Genomic DNA, 18,015 nt, shown 5'->3' with positions numbered 1-18,015 from the left:
GCTTCTACGCAAAAAAAAGCACGATGCGTTTGCATCGTGCTTTTTTGGCGGAGAAGGAGGGACTCACTCCGTTACCCCTCACCTAAAAACAGTCCACCGGACTGTTTTTCCCGTAAAATCTAAAGATTTTACGGTCGGCTCAATCGAGTCCCTCTTCTCCGATTCAATAAAAAAACAGCCCCGAAAAATCGGGGCTGTTTTTTGGCGGAGAAGGAGGGACTCGAACCCTCGCGCCAGTTTTAGACCGGCCTACGCCCTTAGCAGGGGCGCCTCGTCACCAACTTGAGTACTTCTCCAGATTGGTAAGCGGATTACACTTATCTTCAATTTTTATATTCAGAGCGGAAGAAGCTGTTCCTGTCTCACTCTCTACCGCCCGAGATTTTCTCTGGCGGAGAGGGTGGGATTCGAACCCACGGCTCTTGCGAGTCACTAGTTTTCAAGACTAGCTCCTTAAACCACTCGGACACCTCTCCATCTAGCAACGAAAATTATTTTACCACAGCTTCTAGAAAATGTCAAGAACTTTTTTAAAATTTAAAGGGTCTTTTTTGCTGCCGCAAAAAAGACCCTTCTATTCTACTTCTTAAACTTTAAAATACGCACTGCATTGAGTACCGCAAGGATGGAAACACCTACATCGGCAAACACTGCCATCCACATGTTGGCCATGCCTGCAATTCCCAGTGCAAATACAACCAGCTTGATGATCAGAATAAACCAGATGTTAAAGTGGACAACCCGCAGTGCACGGCGGCTGATGGTCATGGCGTTGGTCAGCGAGGTGAGCTTTTCGCTCATCAGCACCGCATCCGCTGCCTCGATGGCTGCATCGGTGCCCAGTCCCATTGCAATGCCGACATCCGCTTCCGCCAGTACCGGTGCATCGTTGATGCCGTCTCCGACAAACAGCACCTTCTTGCCCTGCTGTTTGAGCTGGGAAAGTTTTTCCAGCTTATCCTGCGGCAAGAGGTCGGTATACATGTTGTCGATTCCGCACTTTTCCTTGACGCGCTGTGCAGACAACGCGCTGTCGCCGGTGAGCATTAGCGTCTGGGTGATGCCTGCCGCTTTCCAGTCCTTCACGGCCTGCGCCGCTTCCTGTCTTGGACGGTCGGACAGAATCACACTGCCCAGCACCTTGCCGTCGTAAGCGGTGTATACGTTTGCCTTAGGCAGAGAGGCAACCTCAATGCCTGCCTCCTCCAGCAGTCGGGAGGAACCGCACAGCAGCTGCTTGCCGCCGTACATCATGCTGACGCCCTTACCGGCAATCTCTTTGAGGTCGGACACTTCGCCTGCTTCCGGCTGCGGCAGCGCGCGCAGAATTGCCTGTGCAATCGGATGCGCACTGTAACTTTCTGCCATGGCGGTCAGCTGTTCAAACAGCGCCTGATCCTGCTCGGCAAATGCCTGTGCCTGCGATACCTCCAGCTCACCGGTGGTCAGAGTGCCGGTCTTATCCAGAACAACCACATCTGCTTTGGCAAGCGGCTCCAGGAACTTGGTTCCCTTGACCAGCACGCCCTGTTTGGAGATGGCGCCGACGCCCGAATACAGTCCCAGCGGAACCGAGATAATCAGTGCACAAGGGCAGGATGCAACCAGAAATACCAGCGAACGCATGATCCATTCCCGCAGCTCTCCCAGTCCCAGCAGCGGCGGTACAAAAGCAACGATCAGCGCAGCCAGAACAACCAGCGGTGTATACACCTTTGCAAAGCGGGTGATGATGCGCTCGGTCTGACCTTTTCTTGCGGAGGATTCTTCCACCAGCTTGATCATTCGGCTGGCAGTGGAATCTGCAAAAGCGGCTGTCGCACGCACCTTGATGGCGCCCGACAGGTTGACCGAACCCGACAACACGCGGTCACCGGCATGAACACCGACCGCTACCGCTTCGCCGGTCAATGCGGACTGGTCCATCGAGCTTTCGCCTTCCTCAATCACACCGTCCACCGGCACACGCTCTCCGACACGGACCAGCAGCAGATTGCCAATTTGAATCCGATCCGAATAGATTTCCCGCACGTTGCCCTGTGCATCCAGCAGATTTGCCTTCTGCGGACGGATATTGACCACCTCTGCGATGTCGCGGCGGCTCTTCTGTACTGCCTTTTCCTCCATCCATTCGCCGATGGCGTTGAGCAGCACAACCATGACCGCTTCAAAATATTCGCCGAGGATCAGCGCTGCGATGACTGCGATCATCATCAGCGCATTTTCATCCAGACTTCTGCGCACAATCGAGCGGACGCCCTTGTTGAGCAGCTCCCAGCCCCAGACAAGGACAGCAAGGACGCTGACTACCAGGCTGACCGCCGCAGGTACCTCGAGGACAGCTCCAATCAACAACGCTGCAACTGCCACTACGATCTTGCCTGCTGTTTTGAGAACAGAGGGTTTTTCTTCTTTCTCTGCGGGTTCTGCCGCAGCAGAAGGATTCTCCAGCTGGCACATCGCACAACTGCAGCTCTCTCCGTCCTTATGCTCATGATGATGGTCATGGCCGCAGCTGCATCCTTCATGGTGATGTTCGTGCTTTTCTCCTGCATGACCGCCGATCACCGATTCCAGCTGGCACATCGCACAGCCGCAGCTCTCCCCATCCTTATGCTCATGTTTATGTTCATGATGGTGATGGTCGTGTCCACAGCCACAATTCTCGTCGTGGTGATGGTGTTCACATCCACAGTTTTCGTGGTGCTCATGTCCACATCTGCAGTTTTCGTGGTGCTCGTGTCCGCAGCCGCAGTTTTCGTGGTGCTCGTGTCCGCAGTTTTCGTGGTGCTCGTGTCCGCAGCCGCAGTTTTCGTGGTGCTCATGTCCGCAGCTTTCGTGGTGCTCATGTCCGCAACCACAGTTTTCGCTGTGGTGTTCGTGTCCGCAACCGCAGTTTTCGTGATGCTCGTGCTTTTCTTCTGTCTGAGCACCGATGATCGATTCCAGCTGACACATCGCGCAGCCGCAGCTCTCTTTTTTCTCCTGATGGGTCTTTGTTGTCTGCTTACTCATCACCCAATCCCCTCTCTGAAAAAAATCCTACTGGTGGCGAACATGCTCCATTCCCTGTGCCAGGATGGTGGCTACATGGTCGTCATCCAGCGAGTAAAAAACGGACTTTCCTTCGCGGCGGTTTTTGACCAGGCGGCTTGCACGAAGCAGGCGCAGCTGGTGAGAAACTGCCGACTGGGAAATGCCCAAAAGGTCGCTTAAATCACAAACACACATCTCCTGTCCCAGCAGCGCTGCCAGAAGCTTCAGGCGGGTAGGATCTCCAAACACCTTGAACAGCTCCGCCACGGTTTCCATCTCCTGCTGGGTCGGCATTTTGTTTTTCAGATAGGCCAGCTGATGATGGTGGCGCTCCTGACACTCTTCCATTTCTTCGGTTTCCATTTGATGATTCAGAGTATTTAACATTGTCCTTTTCCTTTCTGTATCCGCAGGTAAGATATATGAGCAATCATTCATACGTTTGTCAATATCATACCCTATTTGCTCTCAAAAATCAACCGGACCACCTGTCAGGATCTGTGTCTTTGTTTCTTCCGCAAACATATGAATAACTGTTCATATGTTTGTGATAATATCATAGCACTTCGTCCTGATACTGTCAATAGGATTTGCCCGTTCTTCTGAAAAAAATGTTAAAACCTGAAACAGAGGGCAGACGCCCTCTGTTTCAGGTTCGCTCAATCAAGCTGCTTTCGGGATAGTAATGAGCTAGAATCTCCTGATAGGTTTGACCCTGTCTTGCAAGGTAATCTGCTCCGTACTGACTTAAGCCGACACCGTGTCCATATCCCAGCGTGGTAAAGGTAAAGCTGCCGTCCTGATAGGAAAAATCAAAATCGGAGGAGCGCAGTCCCAGCGCCTCCCGCAGCTGGATACCGGTGAGCTGAAGATCTCCGACCTTGATCAGGGTGACATAGCCGGAACCGGAGCGCTCCATCACCTGCAGCCAGCTGGCTGGGTCCTCCGGCAGAGTCGGCGGAGACTGAAGCTGCTGCAGCTGTTCCCGCACCTCATCGGCGGTGAAAGACAGCGTTTGCTCATATCCCTGGGCATGAATGTCCCAACTGCTGTCCACCGGCGCCAGACAGGGCAGCGATGTTCCCCACACATTTTCCGGTGACTCGGTCCAACCGGCGCTGATGGCGTGGTAGGCGGCGACGATGGGCTGCTGCTGCTCATCCACCAAAATTTCCTTTAAAACGGCTTGAGCGGCGGCGCTGACCTTGCCCCAGTGCTCATCAAAGAAATCGCCGAAGCGCTCCCTGGCCTGCTCCTCGGTGACATAACCCTGCCAGTTTTCTGGATCGGCAGAAAAATCGTAGGCCTGTCCGTTATTGTCGGTCTGCTGCTGACAATACAGCGCCCAGGTGTGCGCGCTGACCGCCTGTGCCTTGAGTGCTTCGCTGTGAAAAGCTGCCGGCATCTCGGCACACAGTGCGCCGGTGACATACTGCTCCACCGGAATTTCTTCGATCTCCCCTGTGCTGCGGTTGAAAATCAAAAACGGCTCCCAGGAGGCCGCCATGCTGCTGTCGGGAGCCTGCTGCTGCGGCTGCTCGATGGGCTGTATCTGCTGTTGCTGCTCCATTTCGGAAGGCTGATAAGGCTGGTCACTCATCAACGCGGGCAAAATGACCAGACACGCCGCCATCATCACAATCAGTGCAAGGATCATCCTCATAATATTTAAACGCTCCTTTCCCTGTACTGTTGTCCATTATATGTCGATGGAAAAGAGGACTAGACCTTGCCGCATAAATTTATCTCTGCTGTGGAGGCCACACTATACAAAGCCTCAAAAATATGCTAAAATAAACGGAGTGTTTGTACCAAATCCGCGGCATAAACACACAAGATCGACGATGAAAAGAGGGTATCTGCCTTGAATTTAGCCAAAGTTCTTTTTGTCATCGGCGCAGTCATCTGTCTGCCGCTGTATGGCTTTTTATCTGTCACTGCGCTGGACCCTGTGACAGGATTTCTTGCCTCCGAAAATGTACTGACCACCGTATTTTATGCAGCGCTTTTGATCGCACCCGTATTGATTTTGCTGTCCGCGCTGTTTTTGCACAAAAAGCCTGCCTTCTCCATCACCAACTCCAAAATCCTGGCAATCCTTTCTGCCGTGCTTGGCGTTGTGATGATGCTCAACGGCTTTATTGTCCTCTGGCAGTTGATCGCCAGCGTCCGCGCCACTCTTGCCAGCCAATACATCTTCCAGCTTCCTGCCGGTGCGCTGCTTTCTGCACTCCACATCCTGACCGCTGTTTTAGGCGGACTGGTTTTCCTGCGGCTGGCAATTAGCTATTTTCAGGAAAATATCGCCAACCGCGAATCCAAGGCCTTCCTGTTCCCGCTCGCCTGGTCGTTGATCTGCTGTGTGGAACTGTTCCGCGACTATCCGCAGATCGCCGGAATGCCGGAACGGATGCTGTTCCTGCTGTGTCTGCTGGCCTTCACTCTCTTCCTGACGGGACAAAGCCGCATCCTCGGCGATGTCGATTTTGAAAAGGGCATCCGCTGGGTCAACGGATTTGGACTGTGTGCGGCGCTGTTCGGTCTGACCATGACCGTCGGTGAGATCGCTGCTCATTCTTCCATGACGCTTCCGATCTTTGATGCAGTTCTTGCCTTCGTACTGGCTTTGTACTGCCTGTTCTTCTCGGTCAATGTGTATACCGATAAAGATTAGTATCATATCAAAACCGGCGGCTCCAATCGCTGATTGGAGCCGCCGGTTTTTTTACATTTTATCCAAGCTCGGTGCCATCGTAGGTATGGTCACAGATCTCGCGGATCTTTCTCTGCAATGACAGCATGTCCTCAAACGCATCCGGTTTGTTGTTCGGATTGCGCAGCAGCGCCGCCGGATGGAAGGTTCCCATCATCCAGACGCCGTTTTTCTCAAACCACTGGCCGTGCTGTTTGGTTACCTTAAATCCTTTTTCGATCAGTGCAGTCGCTGCAATCCTTCCCAGACAGACAATAATCTTGGGACGGATCAGCTCCATCTGCTCTGTCAGATAGCCGATACAGCTGGCAACCTCCTCAGGACGCGGGTCCCGATTCTGCGGCGGACGGCACTTGACCATGTTGGTGATATAGATATTTTTATTGCGGTCCAGGTCCACTGCTGCTAAATACTTATCCAGCAGCGCACCGCCTCTGCCGACAAACGGCTCTCCTTGCAGGTCCTCGTTTTCTCCAGGACCTTCTCCGATAAAAACAACCTCTGCATTGGGTACGCCGACGCCGAACACCACATTGTGTCTGGTCGAGGCAAGACCACATTTCTGGCAGCCAAGGCAGCGGGTCTTTAATTCTTCATACCTGTTTTCCATCTATTTTCTCTCCTCTGACTTTTTTGTCATTATATCATATTGTGTGGTCGGGTGCAAAAAATAATTTTGTTATTTCTTTAACAATACTTGAAAAAAATACCTTTCCATACTATCATAATATATATATGTGATTCATTTTTACCTTATCTAAAATACAGGAGGATCATAACAATGAGCTATACTTTTCCAGTAGAAACTTCCGCAAGACACGTACACCTGACCGCTGAGGACTTTGCAACCCTGTTTGGTGCAGACGCTCAGCTGACTGTTAAAAAAGAGCTGTCCATCAAAGGTCAGTTTGCTTCCAACGAGAAAGTAACTGTTGTTGGCCCGAAAAAATCTCAGGCTAACGTCAGCATCCTTGGCCCATTCCGCTCCAAATCTCAGGTAGAGCTTTCCGCTACCGATGCAAGAAGCCTCGGTCTGAACGCTCCTGTTCGTCTGTCCGGCGACCTGGCTGGCAGCGCTCCATGCAAACTGGTTGGCCCTGCTGGTGAAGTTGAGCTGAACGAAGGTGTTATCGTTGCAAAACGTCACCTGCACATCAGCGCTGCTGAGGCAGAAAAAGCAAACGTTGCTAACGGCGAAGTTATCATGGTAAAGATCACCTCTGCTGACAGAAGCCTGATCTTCGACGATGTTGAAGTTCGTATCGGCGAAGGCTGCGACGCTACCATGCACGTTGACACCGACGAGTCCAATGCAGCTGGCTGCACCACTGCTACCGTTGGCGAACTGATCAAAAAGTAATTTCGACAAATCATTTTATCGCTCCTTTCATAAAAAGGCGTGCCGTACCAAAGCGGTACGCCTTTTTATTTACCCTCTCGCTCCCATTTCCTTGTTACAAACCTCATAAAAAAACAGCATTGGAAAATCCAATGCTGTTTTTTGCTTACTTCTTTTCAAAGTCGCGGTACATCAAACTCGGCTGAATATCGGTGTTGTTCTGATATTTGCCGGAATGGTACGGCTCGTAGTCGCCCTCGATGCTGTGGTAGTAGATCTGACAGATCTCGGCATTTGGATAGATGCGAATGGGCTGGATGCAGAAGATTTCCAGCGTCCAGTAGCCCGCAAAGCCGACATCGCCAAAGCCTGCCGTCACATGGATAAACAGTCCCAGTCTTCCGGTGGAGGAGCGTCCCTCCAGCATCGGTACAAAGCCGTCGGTCTTGGTAAACTCGTTGGTTCGTCCCAGATACAGACGGTTTGGCTCCAGCACCAGACCCTCCTCAGGGATGGTCAGCCGGCGGGTGGGATTGAGCTTTTTCATGTCCAGCGTGTCGTTTTCATAGACCAGCAGCTCGTTGTGCAGCGTCAGATTGTAGCTGTTAGGATTCAGGCGGGATGGTTCATACGGTTCGATGATAATTTTCCCGCCGATGTTTCGTTCGATCTCTTTGCCTGATAAAATCATTCCTGTCGATTCCTTCCTGATTATTCGACGGTAAAGGAGCGGATAGTCTCACCGGTTTCCACATTCTTCCAGGTGAAGGTGCGTCCCTCCAGCATCAGATAGCTGTGCTGGCTGTTCTCCTTTGGAATGGACAGCGAACCTGGATTGATGTAGTAATATCCATCGCCGAACTGCTCCGCCGCCGGAACATGGGTGTGTCCATGCAGCAGGATATCGCCTTTTTTCATCTTTGGGCAGTTGGAAGTGTTATAAACATGACCGTGGGTCGCCCAGACCATCAGATCGCCCAGCCAGAAGGCAGCATAGTCTGCCAGAATCGGGAACTGCAGCACCATCTGGTCAACCTCACAGTCGCAGTTGCCGCGGATGCACAGCAGCTCCTCCTTCATGTTGTTGAGCATCTCGATCACCTTTTTCGGTGCATATTCCTGTGGCAGATCGTTGCGCGGACCGTGGTAGAGGATGTCTCCCAACAGCAGCAGTTTGCCTGCGCCTTCCTCGCGGTAGCGCTCAATCATCTTTTCACACCAGTATGCCGAACCGTGCAGGTCCGATGCAATCATCCATTTCATCTTGTCGTCCTCCTGTTATTTTAAATTACTTTTTATTCCATGCGCATTTTTTGAATCTCCTGCGCGATCTGTTCACGCAGATGTTCCGGCAGAGCGCGAATCTCCTCGCGGCTCATTTGTTCGGTAGAAACCGGCGGCAGAATGTGAATCTTCACCTTCGCCGGATGAATCCACAGGCTGCCTTTTCCCATCAGGTTGCAGCTTCCGTCGATACATACCGGTACAATCGGCACGCCTGCACGGGTCGCCATACGGATGGCGCCGGCTTTAAATTCCAGCAGTTCCTTGCCATTGTTTCTGGTGCCCTCTGGGAAGATCACCACTGAATATCCCTCTTTGAGCAGCTCCTGCGCCCGTTTCAGGCAATCCATCGACTGTCGTGCATCCTGTCGGTCGATAAAGACACAGCGCAGCTCCTCCATCCAGGAGCGGATCATCGGAATTTTCTGGATTTCCTTTTTGGCGACCAGCGGATTTGGTTTATCCATCTGGGTGATCATCAGCGGAATATCAAAGTAGCCCTGATGGTTTCCAACAAATACCACCGGTCCCTGTGGAATGTTTTCACGTCCGGTGGTTTCAACCTTTGCTCCTGCCAGACGCAGCAGACGGGATGCCCAGTCGCCGACATAGTGGCGGACCAGACGGTCGTGTTCCTCCCGCTGTCCCCGTTGTTCCAGCCGCTTAACATGGTAGTAGCGCGGCAGACTGACCAGCAGATACAGCCAGAAATAAATAAACCAGATGATTGTTCTCATCACAATGCTTCCTTTCCTTGCTCTTTTTTATTGATGCGCCGCCTGGGAATGGTCAAACAATCCATCCTGCCAGCGTCCGCGGCGGTATCTGGTATACATACACAGCGAACGGGTGATGACGTCGGCGATCATACACATCCAAACTGCCGTTAGTCCCATGCCCCACACCTTTACACAGAGGAAGGTGAACAGGATACGCACACCCCACATGCTGCACAGCGAGATGACAAACGGCATCTTGGTGTCGCCCACACCATTGAACACACCCTCCAGCGACAACGTCACTGCAAAAAATGGTTCGCTGACCGAAACGATACGCAGCGCCACTGCGCCCTGTGCGATAACCTGCGGGTCCTTGGTGAAAAAGGACATCAGTGCACTCGGGAAGAGAAACAACAGCAGTCCCGAGATAAACATACAAAAAACGGTGATTCGCAGAAGCGTTTCGCTCATGCGGTCCAGTTTATCCCGATCTCCTTCACCGAGGGTCAATCCTGCCAGCGTGGTTGCTGCCGCCTGAAATCCGTATCCAGGAACATAGAAGGCGCTCTCGGCGGTAATCGCAATCGAGTGCGCTGCCAGCGACACGGTGCCAAGGCTTGCAACCATCGCTGTAAAGACGGTGCTGCCCAGACAGACGACCGTTCGCTCTCCTGCGTTGGGAAGACTGATTTGCAGACAGCGCTTTAAAATCTCCCGATTGGGACGCAGATGCTCCCTCTTTGGAGAAACACCGCGGTCGCTTTTAATCAGCAGACCCGTCATCAGCACGCCACCGATGACATAGGAAAGTGCCGTTGCTGTCGCTGCACCGGCGACGCCCATGCCGGCTCCCCAGATCGGAATTTCCAATCCAAACACATTCATCGTCCGGCTCGGATAAATCAGGAAAAAGTTGAGCACCACATTGATGGCGTTCATCAAAGCATTGACCAGCATCGGATGACGCATATCACCGGTGGCGCGAAGCACCGCACCAAACAGGATGATCGCCGCTCGAAACAGCATCGGGAGGTTGATAATCAGAAAATAAGCGGTGGCATCTGCACGGATTTCCGGCGCACATCCCAGCCAGGTGGGAAGCACAAAGCTCAGTGACACACCGACAACACCGATGACCAGACCCATGACAACGGCAGCCAGCACCGCCTGACCTGCTGCCTGCTGTGCACGGTCGCGGTCCTCAGCACCGATGGCGCGGGAAATCACCGCCAGAAAACCGACGCCCGCCGCAAAAAACAATCCGTTGAGCAGCCAGGTGACCGTCTGCGTCAATCCGACCGCCGCCGAAGCGTTGGCGCTCAGCCTTCCGACCATCGCCGAGTCGATAAACTGCACCACCGTCTGCAGCGCCTGTTCCAATATGGTCGGCCACGCCAGCGGCATGATGACAGCAATCAATCGTTTGTCAAATTTCGATTTCTTTTTGAGAATCGCCTGTTCTCCCATCTTCATCCCTCTTTCCTAGCTTTTACTTCCTGTATTGTACAATAAATCCTTCCCCATTGTAAAGAATTTGCAGCGGTGTTTTGTCTATAAAATCTGCCTTGCGCAAAACTGTCAGCCTTTTTCCCCATTCCCCACCTGTTTTAGTTGAAAATTGATAAATGTCATGGTAGAATATCCTTGCCGGCAGTGATTCTCTGCCGACCCTATCTCTTTCATAAATACATTCAGAAATGGAGTGACTCATATGAAATTTGCCGATTTTCCTTACCAGCGCCCCGATTATCCGGCGGTGATGGAAAAAATCTCCGACCTGACCGCACAGCTGAACGCTGCAACCAGCGCACAGCAGCAGATTGACATCTATAAGCAGCTTGAAGAGCTGTCGATGGAGCTGTCCACCGCTTCGACCATCTGCACCATCCGCTACACCGTCGATACCCGCGACAAGTTCTACAGCGATGAGCAGGAATACAACGAACAGATGTCTCCGCTGGTTCACGAAAAATTGCAGGAGTTTGAAAAGGCGCTGTACCACTCCAAATTCCGTCCTGAGCTGGAAAAAGAATTCGGCTCGCTGATGTTTAAAAATATTGAAATCTCGCTCAAGAGCTTTTCTCCTGAGCTGATTCCGCTGATTCAGGAAGAAAACCAGCTGATTCAGCAGTACCAGAAACTGTGTGCTTCCGCAAAGATTGAGTTTAACGGCAAAATCTGCAACCTCTCCCAGTTAGGCCCGTATCAGCAGAGCCCAGACCGCGAGGTCAGAAAAGCCGCTACTCAGGCTTACGGAAAATTCTTTGATGACCATCAGGCTGAGTGCGACGAAATCTACGACAAGCTGGTCAAAAACCGCACCGAGCAGGCGCACAAGCTGGGCCTGCCAAGCTATGTGGAGATGGCATTCCTGCTGCGCGGACGCAACTGCTATGCACCGGAGGATATCGCCAACTTCCGCCGCCAGGTGGTCGAGGACATCGTTCCGGTCAACAACGAAATCAAACGCACCCAGGCAAAGCGCATCGGTGTAGACCATCTTCAGGTTTATGATAACACCTACTTCTTTGCAGACGGCAACCCTCTGCCGCATGGCACTCCAGAGGAACTGATGGAAGCCGGACGCCGGATGTACACCGAAATGTCGCCGGAAACCGCCGAATTCATCAAGGTCATGTTTGACTACGACCTGTTTGACGTCCTCTCCAAGGAGGGCAAGGCGATGGGCGGCTACTGCACCAGCCTGCCAAAATACCATGTTCCGTTTATCTTTGCAAACTGGAACGGCACCGCCGGCGACGTCGATGTGCTGACCCACGAGGCAGGACACGCCTTTGCCGACTACATGGCAGACAAGTGCATCAAATACATCGAGCAGCGTCAGCCGACCATGGAGGTCTGCGAAAGCCACTCGATGTCGATGGAATTTTTGACCGCACCATGGCACCACCTCTTCTTTAAAGAGGACACCGACAAATACGAGTTGTTCCACGCAGAGAGCGCCATGACCTTTGTTCCTTACGGCTGCCAGGTCGACCACTTCCAGGAGAGCGTCTACCGTCATCCAGAGTGGACGCCTGCTCAGCGCAACGAGGAGTGGAACCGTCTGGAAAAACTCTACCGTCCACACCTGGACAACAGCGAGGTCAACTTCTACAACCGCGGCGCCGGCTGGCAGAGACAGCTGCACATCTACGAGTGCCCGTTCTACTACATTGATTACAGCCTGGCACAGATGATTTCTCTGCAATTCTGGAGCCTGTCAATGCACGACCACAAAGCTGCCTGGGACAAATATCTGTCCTTCGTCAAGATGGGCGGCACCAAGACCTTCGTAGACATCGTCAAGGATTCCGGCTTACAGTGTCCAATCGAGGACGGCAGCCTGAAATCCACCGTCGCCGACATCAAACGCTGGCTGGAAACCCATCAACTCTAATCTGTTGACAGCTTGATTCCCATTACAAAGGAGGGACCGCAATGGCCAAACTGGAACAAACGATCTATGGAAACTTCAACCAGCTGTTGAGCCAAATTGAGGACGGAATCATCAACGGAAGTGTTTCCGCCTCGCTGGAGGACAGCAGCGACTTTTATGAGGGCGGTGCTCGATGCAGTGTTCGTGTCTTTGAGCGATACAGCTATATGGGCGGCAACCGTGTGAGTATGAACGTCACCCTGTTTCAGGTTGGTAACGGGCCCATCCATCTGACTGCCATTACCGCCGGCGGCAGTCAGGCGCTGTTCTTCAAGGTCAACACCTTTGGCGAAGAAGCCTTTCTGGACAAACTGCGGGAGATTTTATAACATCATAACAACAAAAGCGGCAGCTACCTTTTCGTAGCTGCCGCTTTTCGCAAGGAGGTCATCGCTTGTATCTGCATATCCGTCCTGTCACCAATCAAAACCGAGAGGAGATTCTCTCTCTCCGCGTCAAGCGCGGACAGGAACATTTTATCGAGAGCACTGCCCAATGTCTGGCAGAAGCTGACAAGCTTTCTGTCTGGCGTCCAGTGGGTATTTATGACCAGGACACTCTGGTTGGATTTGCCATGTACGGATTATTTATGGACTATCCTCCCAACGGCAGGGTATGGCTGGATCGCCTTCTGATCGGCGATTCGTTTCAGGGCAAAGGATACGGCAAAGCTGCACTGCGCATCCTGATTCAAAGGCTGTGGGAAGAATACCATTATCCTGAAATCTATCTGAGCCTGTTTGCCGGAAATGATGCAGCGGAACATCTCTATCAATCCTTTGGGTTTGCTTACATCGGAGAAAAAGATACTGGCGGCGAGGATGTCATGCGGCTTTGCGTTCCATCACCGCTTGAATAAAACTCAAGCAACGGTTGCTGTCGTTGGTTTCTCGCTTGGTTTATGATAAAGGCAGAACCAACCACTACAAACGCTAAGGAGGAAATGTTATGTTTGATACACAAAAAACCGGTGAGATCATCGCCCAACATCGCCGCCAGAAAAACATGACCCAGATGGAGCTTGCTGAGGAGATGTCTGTCAGCTTTCAGGCGGTCAGCAGCTGGGAGCGCGGCAACACCATGCCGGACATCTCCCGTCTGCCACAGCTGTGCAGCATTCTGGGCATTTCCATCGACCAGCTGCTCGGCGACAACCCCTATCTTCCAACGGTGCATCAGCTGCTGGAGCCCCAGCAAAACAACGCTATCCCTGCACAGCACCTGATCGACCTGGAACCGGCTATCAAGCCGCGGGATCTTTCCGAGATGATCCACCAAAACAGAGAGAGCATGTTTTTTGAAAGCTTTGACCAGCTTTTGCAGCTGATTCCCTTTTTGACGCAGGAGGATGCAGAAGCTCTGGTGCGCGCTCATCGCCCGCTCATCACCTCGCTCGACGACTTTGCCATGATAGCGCCGATGCTCTCGACTGAACTAGTGCTCGAAATTGTCGATCAGCTCCCTATGGAAAACGCCGGTAGCACCACCTGCTTGCTGCTGGCGCCGTTTATCGGTCCAGAGCGGATGCAGCATCTATTGGAACAAAGCCCTGCTGTTTTGGAATCCGGTGAAACTGTCGCCCAGCTCGCTCCCTTTGTTGCGCGCGATTATCTCCATCATATCCTGTCGCAGCGGCAGTTTTCCTTCTCTCAGGAGGAGCTTTTCCTGCTCGCACCCTTTGTCGAACAACCTCTATTGCAGCAGATGGTGGAACACTTCTCCGCTGCACAGCCGCTTTCTGCCAAAGCACTTGCCCAATTTGCCCCATTTTTATCGCCGGAATTTCTGCACGTCATGCTTAAAAGGTGCTGCTGATAAAAAAGAATCCCCTTCAAGCTTGGCTTGAAGGGGATTCTTTTTTATAAATCCTGAATACTCATTTTGTCAAGTTCCTCTTTTTTCCCGCGACGGCGGCGGCAGACTACATAAATCAGCAGCAGCAAAATGGTCATGATGTTGCTAAAGAGCAAGGCGATCAGCAGTGTTCCCAGCACATTCCAGAATCCTCCGTAAGCCGCTACGCTGAACACCTGGATCAGCGATACCAGAAAGCTCAGCGACGGCAGAATCAATCCTGGGATTTTCGAGCGGGTTCTAGCCAGAAACACCTCCAGAATCAACGGCGCTACCCATAAAAACAACAGCAAAAAAGTCACCCTCGAAGCAAACTCCATTCTCTATTCCTCCCTTGTCTTTTTGTATTCATTGATTAAAATTTTGGCCGTTTCAAAATCCAGCTTGTCATTGACAGCCATCCGCTTGATGAGCGAGATGTACGGGTCCTCCTCCCGATTTTCGCCAAGCTGAATCTTTTGAATCAGCCGGTCCAGCCGCAGCCGAACCGTCGGATAGGTCACCTGATACTGCGATGCAATCTGCTTGAGCGATCCGGATGCCAGAATAAATTTTTTGATAAACACAACGTCCTCTTCCTCCAGATTTTCCATCCACGAAGGAACTACTTCTATCGGCATATTCTGATTTCTCCTCTCCTGTGAGCTTGATTTTATTATAAACTTTAATAAAATAAAAGTCAACCTTTAATTTTATTAAAAACAAAATCAAAAACACAGGCGCCACAAGTTGTGACGCCTGTGTTTTTGATACAGATACAAAACTCTTTGACAGCACTTGCGGTATTTTTGCACATCCGGCTAAATCCGAAAACGCAGCCCTAAAAATTCAGCCTGCCGGTCACGCCGGTTTTGTCCGAATTCTTTTCTCAGGGACACCATACTCATCGTGTCATAGCCCAGTTTGTGGTACAGGTGCAGGGCAGCTTCGTTGCGGGTGACCACTTCAATGGTCATCGCTTCGATGCCTTCTACCTTTTGTGCCTCCTGTTCTGCCAGTGCGATGGCCTGGGTCGCAATGCCCTGTCCACGCATCGGCTCATCCACAAACAGGTCCTCCAGCTGCATGACGATTGGACCGATCCGGTGCAGGTGGACAAAACCCACATCTGCACCATCCTTGAGGATCACAAACAGACGGTGATCCTCCGCAGTCCAGTTTTTCAGATCGCCGGCAAGGGAACTGTTCTCTTCTTCAAAACTCTCTTCTTCTGCAATTCCGACCAGGCCGCTGTGGAATCCCCAGAACGCTGCGATGCGCTGCAGGGTTTTGCGGCGATAACGGTCGTTGTACAACACAAGTTCAATCATGTTTCCTTTCCTTCCAAAATTATCGGCAGTCCATCTTTTTATCGAGCTTTGTTCCAATATCCCACAACTTCACTGACCGTGCTGACCGTTACAAAGGCCATTGGGTCAGTTTTGTGAATGTAATCTATCAACTGTCCGTATTCATTCTGGGTAAGGATGGTCTGGACCTCTACCTTTTTGCTCTGGTCATATCCACCCTTTGCTTCGTAGAGGGTAACGCCTCTCTTGATATCATGCATGATATACTCTGCAATCTCCTGATATTTCTCGGACAGGAAGCAAACTCTCTTTCTTCTTGCAAAACCACTGATGTATTCGTCCAGCACCAAACCGTTAAAATAGGTTCCCAGAATTCCGACGATCAGTGTTTTGGCGTCATAAACCAGAATGGTTGTTGCGACGGTCAGGATACCTGCCAGCGCAATACCTTTGCCAAGTTCGAGGTGGAAATATTTGTTGAGGATCTTTGCCACAATGTCCAGTCCGCCGGACGAAGCATTGGCATTGAACATCAAGGTCTGACCGATGCTGATCAAAATGATACAGCACAGTGTATCCAGCAGCAGGTCATTGGTCAGCGAACTGTTGTTTGGGAACAAGAGCTCCAGCACATACAAGAAAACTGGAAGAAGGATCGAGGTATAAACCGTCTTTGCTCCAAACTCCTTTCCTACCAGCAGAAAGCCGATCACCAGGCAGAATACGTTCAAAATAAAGGTCATGACCGATACCTGTACCGGAATAAAGTTGACCAGTACAATGGCCAGACCAGTGATGCTTCCCAGAACGATATTGGCAGGCATCATAAAAAAGTATACAGCTGCTGCTGTCAGAAAGATACCCGCTGTGATGATGGCATATTCCTTCACCAGGGCACCTTTGTCTGCAACTGTATTTGTTTTGTCCATGGTTTCATTCCTCCCGTTTTTAGAAATCTTTGGGCGATATTATCTTTTTCCTTCGACAAGTATTCTCTTTATCATTTTATCAATTCTGCCATTCCTCCGTTTCTGCTTGTTCTTTTGCTGGGCGCAGGCAAAAAACAAGCCTTTTTCTGTATAAGTACATAGTATCACACAAAAAAAGGCTTGTAAATGGGAAACTTTTTGTTCATCTTATTTACAATCGTACACGATTGAATTGGATGCTTTTCACCTATCCCTCATAATAATGAGGATGTTTTCCACTGATGATTCTGAAAAGTTTGGTCATCAGAGGAAGATAGGTAACTACAAAGACACAGACCGCTGTCATCAAGGCTGCTTTTTTTGCTTTGGTTGGAACAAACAGTCCGATGACCACTCCTACTGCAAACAAACAGAACTTGATCATCGCCAAATCCTTCCAGTCGGATTGCTGCAAATACTCATTTGCAATCGAAAACAGATGATTCATATAACTCCTTCTTTCACTCGATCATTTTGTCTGTGGTTTTTCCCGATATTTTTCGATTGGAACCTGTTTCTGTTTCAATCTATTTTTGACAGCCTCACGGAACAGGCTGTACAGCACCGAGAACAGCGGAATGTTGACAAGCATTCCCACAACACCCATCGTGCTTCCACCCAGTGTGACCGCAACCAGCACCCACATCGCCGGCAAACCGACCGAACCGCCGACCACCTTTGGATAGATAACATTTCCTTCAAACTGCTGGAGCACCAGAAACAGGACAACAAACCAGATTGCCTGAATCGGGTTGAGCAGCAAAATCAAAAATGCTCCGACAATACATCCGATAAATGCGCCAAACACCGGAATCAGTGCGGTAAAGGCGATCAGTACGCTGATCATCAGTGCATAAGGGAAACGGAAGATGGTCATGGCAACAAAGAACAGCGATCCCAGGATGACTGCCTCGATGCACTGACCCGACAAAAAGCTGGAAAAGGTTTTGTTCGCCATCCGGCCGACACGAACAATATAATCCGCGTGCTCGTCCTTCATATAGGCATACAGAATCTGCTTGATCTGACCGCCCAGCTTTTCCTTGTTGAGCAGCAGATAGAACGAAAAGACGATCGCCAGAAATCCGGTGACAATACCGCTGAAAATAGAAGCTGCCACGTTGAAGGTGGTGCTGAGCACATTGCCTGCTCCATTCTGCAAAAAGCTGATCGCTTCCATGATTGTTTTCTGCCAGTCGATGTCCATATTTTGATCCAGCTGTTCCAGCCACACTGCAATCTGCGGCATATAGTCCATCAGCTGCAGGCTCCAGCGATGCACCTGCTCCGGAAATTGTTTGATGCTGACCGCAATGGTCGAAAAGCTGTCTGCAATCTCCGGTACAATCAGAAACATACCCAAAAAAATGACGC

The 18,015-nt window shown here is 51.1% G+C and carries 20 protein-coding genes and 2 tRNA genes; 6 read left to right on the top strand and 16 right to left on the bottom strand.

The window, feature by feature from the left end; genetic code table 11:
* Nucleotides 1-202 precede the first annotated feature (202 nt).
* The 5 genes from Q0L39_RS06340 to spoIID all read right to left on the bottom strand — a co-directional run bounded on the left by Q0L39_RS06340 (nt 203) and on the right by spoIID (nt 4,699).
* Nucleotides 203-296 (bottom strand) — tRNA-Ser (locus tag Q0L39_RS06340).
* A 93-nt stretch (nt 297-389) separates the two neighbouring features.
* Nucleotides 390-476 (bottom strand) — tRNA-Ser (locus Q0L39_RS06335).
* A gap of 103 nt (nt 477-579) precedes the next feature.
* Nucleotides 580-3,015: a heavy metal translocating P-type ATPase gene (locus Q0L39_RS06330; RefSeq protein WP_296627657.1), complete on the bottom strand. Its 2,436-nt coding sequence runs from the start codon at nt 3,013-3,015 to the stop codon at nt 580-582.
* 27 nt (nt 3,016-3,042) lie between these two features.
* Nucleotides 3,043-3,423 carry a metalloregulator ArsR/SmtB family transcription factor gene (locus Q0L39_RS06325; protein WP_296627655.1) on the bottom strand — a complete coding sequence of 127 codons (381 nt, stop codon included), beginning with the start codon at nt 3,421-3,423 and terminating at the stop codon, nt 3,043-3,045.
* A gap of 262 nt (nt 3,424-3,685) precedes the next feature.
* On the bottom strand, nt 3,686-4,699 hold the full coding sequence (gene spoIID / locus Q0L39_RS06320) for a stage II sporulation protein D (RefSeq protein WP_296627653.1): 1,014 nt from the start codon (nt 4,697-4,699) through the stop codon (nt 3,686-3,688).
* 201 nt (nt 4,700-4,900) lie between these two features.
* Between spoIID and Q0L39_RS06315 the strand changes: the two genes are divergently transcribed.
* Nucleotides 4,901-5,710, top strand: a complete 810-nt coding sequence (locus Q0L39_RS06315; RefSeq protein WP_296627651.1) for a hypothetical protein — start codon at nt 4,901-4,903, stop codon at nt 5,708-5,710.
* Nucleotides 5,711-5,768: 58 nt separating this feature from the next.
* On the opposite strand, the gene Q0L39_RS06310 is transcribed toward Q0L39_RS06315, so the two are convergent.
* Nucleotides 5,769-6,359, bottom strand: a complete 591-nt coding sequence (locus Q0L39_RS06310) for a uracil-DNA glycosylase (protein WP_296627649.1) — start codon at nt 6,357-6,359, stop codon at nt 5,769-5,771.
* Nucleotides 6,360-6,530: 171 nt separating this feature from the next.
* On the opposite strand from Q0L39_RS06310, the gene pduL reads away from it, so the two are divergent.
* Nucleotides 6,531-7,109, top strand: a complete 579-nt coding sequence (pduL, locus tag Q0L39_RS06305) for a phosphate propanoyltransferase (RefSeq protein ID WP_296627646.1) — start codon at nt 6,531-6,533, stop codon at nt 7,107-7,109.
* A 145-nt stretch (nt 7,110-7,254) separates the two neighbouring features.
* On the opposite strand, the gene dcd is transcribed toward pduL, so the two are convergent.
* Genes dcd through Q0L39_RS06285 form a run of 4 tightly spaced genes read right to left on the bottom strand, consistent with a single transcriptional unit; the run spans nt 7,255 to nt 10,558 of the window.
* The gene (gene dcd / locus Q0L39_RS06300; protein ID WP_296627644.1) at nt 7,255-7,779 is read right to left on the bottom strand and encodes a dCTP deaminase; all 525 of its coding nucleotides are present in this window, start codon (nt 7,777-7,779) and stop codon (nt 7,255-7,257) included.
* Between the two features lie 20 nt (nt 7,780-7,799).
* A complete protein-coding gene (gene yfcE / locus Q0L39_RS06295; protein WP_296627642.1) occupies nt 7,800-8,351 on the bottom strand; it encodes a phosphodiesterase in 552 nt (183 codons plus the stop codon).
* Nucleotides 8,352-8,383: 32 nt separating this feature from the next.
* Nucleotides 8,384-9,109 (bottom strand): lysophospholipid acyltransferase family protein, encoded by a 726-nt coding sequence (locus Q0L39_RS06290; RefSeq protein WP_296627640.1) that lies wholly within the window; start codon nt 9,107-9,109, stop codon nt 8,384-8,386.
* A 27-nt stretch (nt 9,110-9,136) separates the two neighbouring features.
* Nucleotides 9,137-10,558 carry an MATE family efflux transporter gene (locus Q0L39_RS06285; protein WP_296627639.1) on the bottom strand — a complete coding sequence of 474 codons (1,422 nt, stop codon included), beginning with the start codon at nt 10,556-10,558 and terminating at the stop codon, nt 9,137-9,139.
* A 244-nt stretch (nt 10,559-10,802) separates the two neighbouring features.
* Here Q0L39_RS06285 and Q0L39_RS06280 point away from each other — a divergent pair, with 244 nt between their 5' ends.
* The 4 genes from Q0L39_RS06280 (at nt 10,803) to Q0L39_RS06265 (ending at nt 14,345) form a co-directional block, all read left to right on the top strand.
* Entirely contained in the window at nt 10,803-12,491 is a 1,689-nt protein-coding gene (locus Q0L39_RS06280; protein ID WP_296627637.1) for a M3 family oligoendopeptidase, read from the top strand.
* Nucleotides 12,492-12,532: 41 nt separating this feature from the next.
* Entirely contained in the window at nt 12,533-12,859 is a 327-nt protein-coding gene (locus tag Q0L39_RS06275) for a DUF6054 family protein (protein ID WP_296627636.1), read from the top strand.
* 65 nt (nt 12,860-12,924) lie between these two features.
* Nucleotides 12,925-13,389, top strand: a complete 465-nt coding sequence (locus Q0L39_RS06270; RefSeq protein WP_296627635.1) for a GNAT family N-acetyltransferase — start codon at nt 12,925-12,927, stop codon at nt 13,387-13,389.
* An 89-nt stretch (nt 13,390-13,478) separates the two neighbouring features.
* Complete coding sequence (locus Q0L39_RS06265) at nt 13,479-14,345, top strand: helix-turn-helix domain-containing protein (protein ID WP_296627633.1); 867 nt, start codon at nt 13,479-13,481, stop codon at nt 14,343-14,345.
* 44 nt (nt 14,346-14,389) lie between these two features.
* Here the strand turns inward: Q0L39_RS06265 and Q0L39_RS06260 are convergent, their stop codons facing one another.
* From Q0L39_RS06260 to Q0L39_RS06235, 6 genes are all read right to left on the bottom strand, one after another.
* On the bottom strand, nt 14,390-14,704 hold the full coding sequence (locus Q0L39_RS06260; RefSeq protein ID WP_296627631.1) for a hypothetical protein: 315 nt from the start codon (nt 14,702-14,704) through the stop codon (nt 14,390-14,392).
* Between the two features lie 3 nt (nt 14,705-14,707).
* Nucleotides 14,708-15,004 (bottom strand): DUF2089 family protein, encoded by a 297-nt coding sequence (locus Q0L39_RS06255; RefSeq protein WP_296627629.1) that lies wholly within the window; start codon nt 15,002-15,004, stop codon nt 14,708-14,710.
* A gap of 180 nt (nt 15,005-15,184) precedes the next feature.
* Nucleotides 15,185-15,694, bottom strand: coding sequence for a GNAT family N-acetyltransferase (locus Q0L39_RS06250; RefSeq protein ID WP_296627628.1), 510 nt, complete (start codon nt 15,692-15,694; stop codon nt 15,185-15,187).
* Nucleotides 15,695-15,732: 38 nt separating this feature from the next.
* Nucleotides 15,733-16,602, bottom strand: coding sequence for a YitT family protein (locus tag Q0L39_RS06245; protein WP_296627626.1), 870 nt, complete (start codon nt 16,600-16,602; stop codon nt 15,733-15,735).
* A gap of 247 nt (nt 16,603-16,849) precedes the next feature.
* Complete coding sequence (locus Q0L39_RS06240) at nt 16,850-17,089, bottom strand: permease of phosphate ABC transporter (RefSeq protein ID WP_296627625.1); 240 nt, start codon at nt 17,087-17,089, stop codon at nt 16,850-16,852.
* 21 nt (nt 17,090-17,110) lie between these two features.
* Nucleotides 17,111-18,015: AI-2E family transporter (locus tag Q0L39_RS06235; RefSeq protein ID WP_296627623.1), on the bottom strand; the 905-nt coding region annotated here is incomplete at its 5' end.

Origin of the sequence: uncultured Negativibacillus sp. (assembly GCF_944388365.1) — a bacterium.
Lineage (GTDB): Bacteria > Bacillota > Clostridia > Oscillospirales > Ruminococcaceae > Negativibacillus.
The sequence above is the reverse complement of the archived record's forward strand: the minus strand, read 5'-3'. Positions and strand labels throughout refer to the sequence as shown.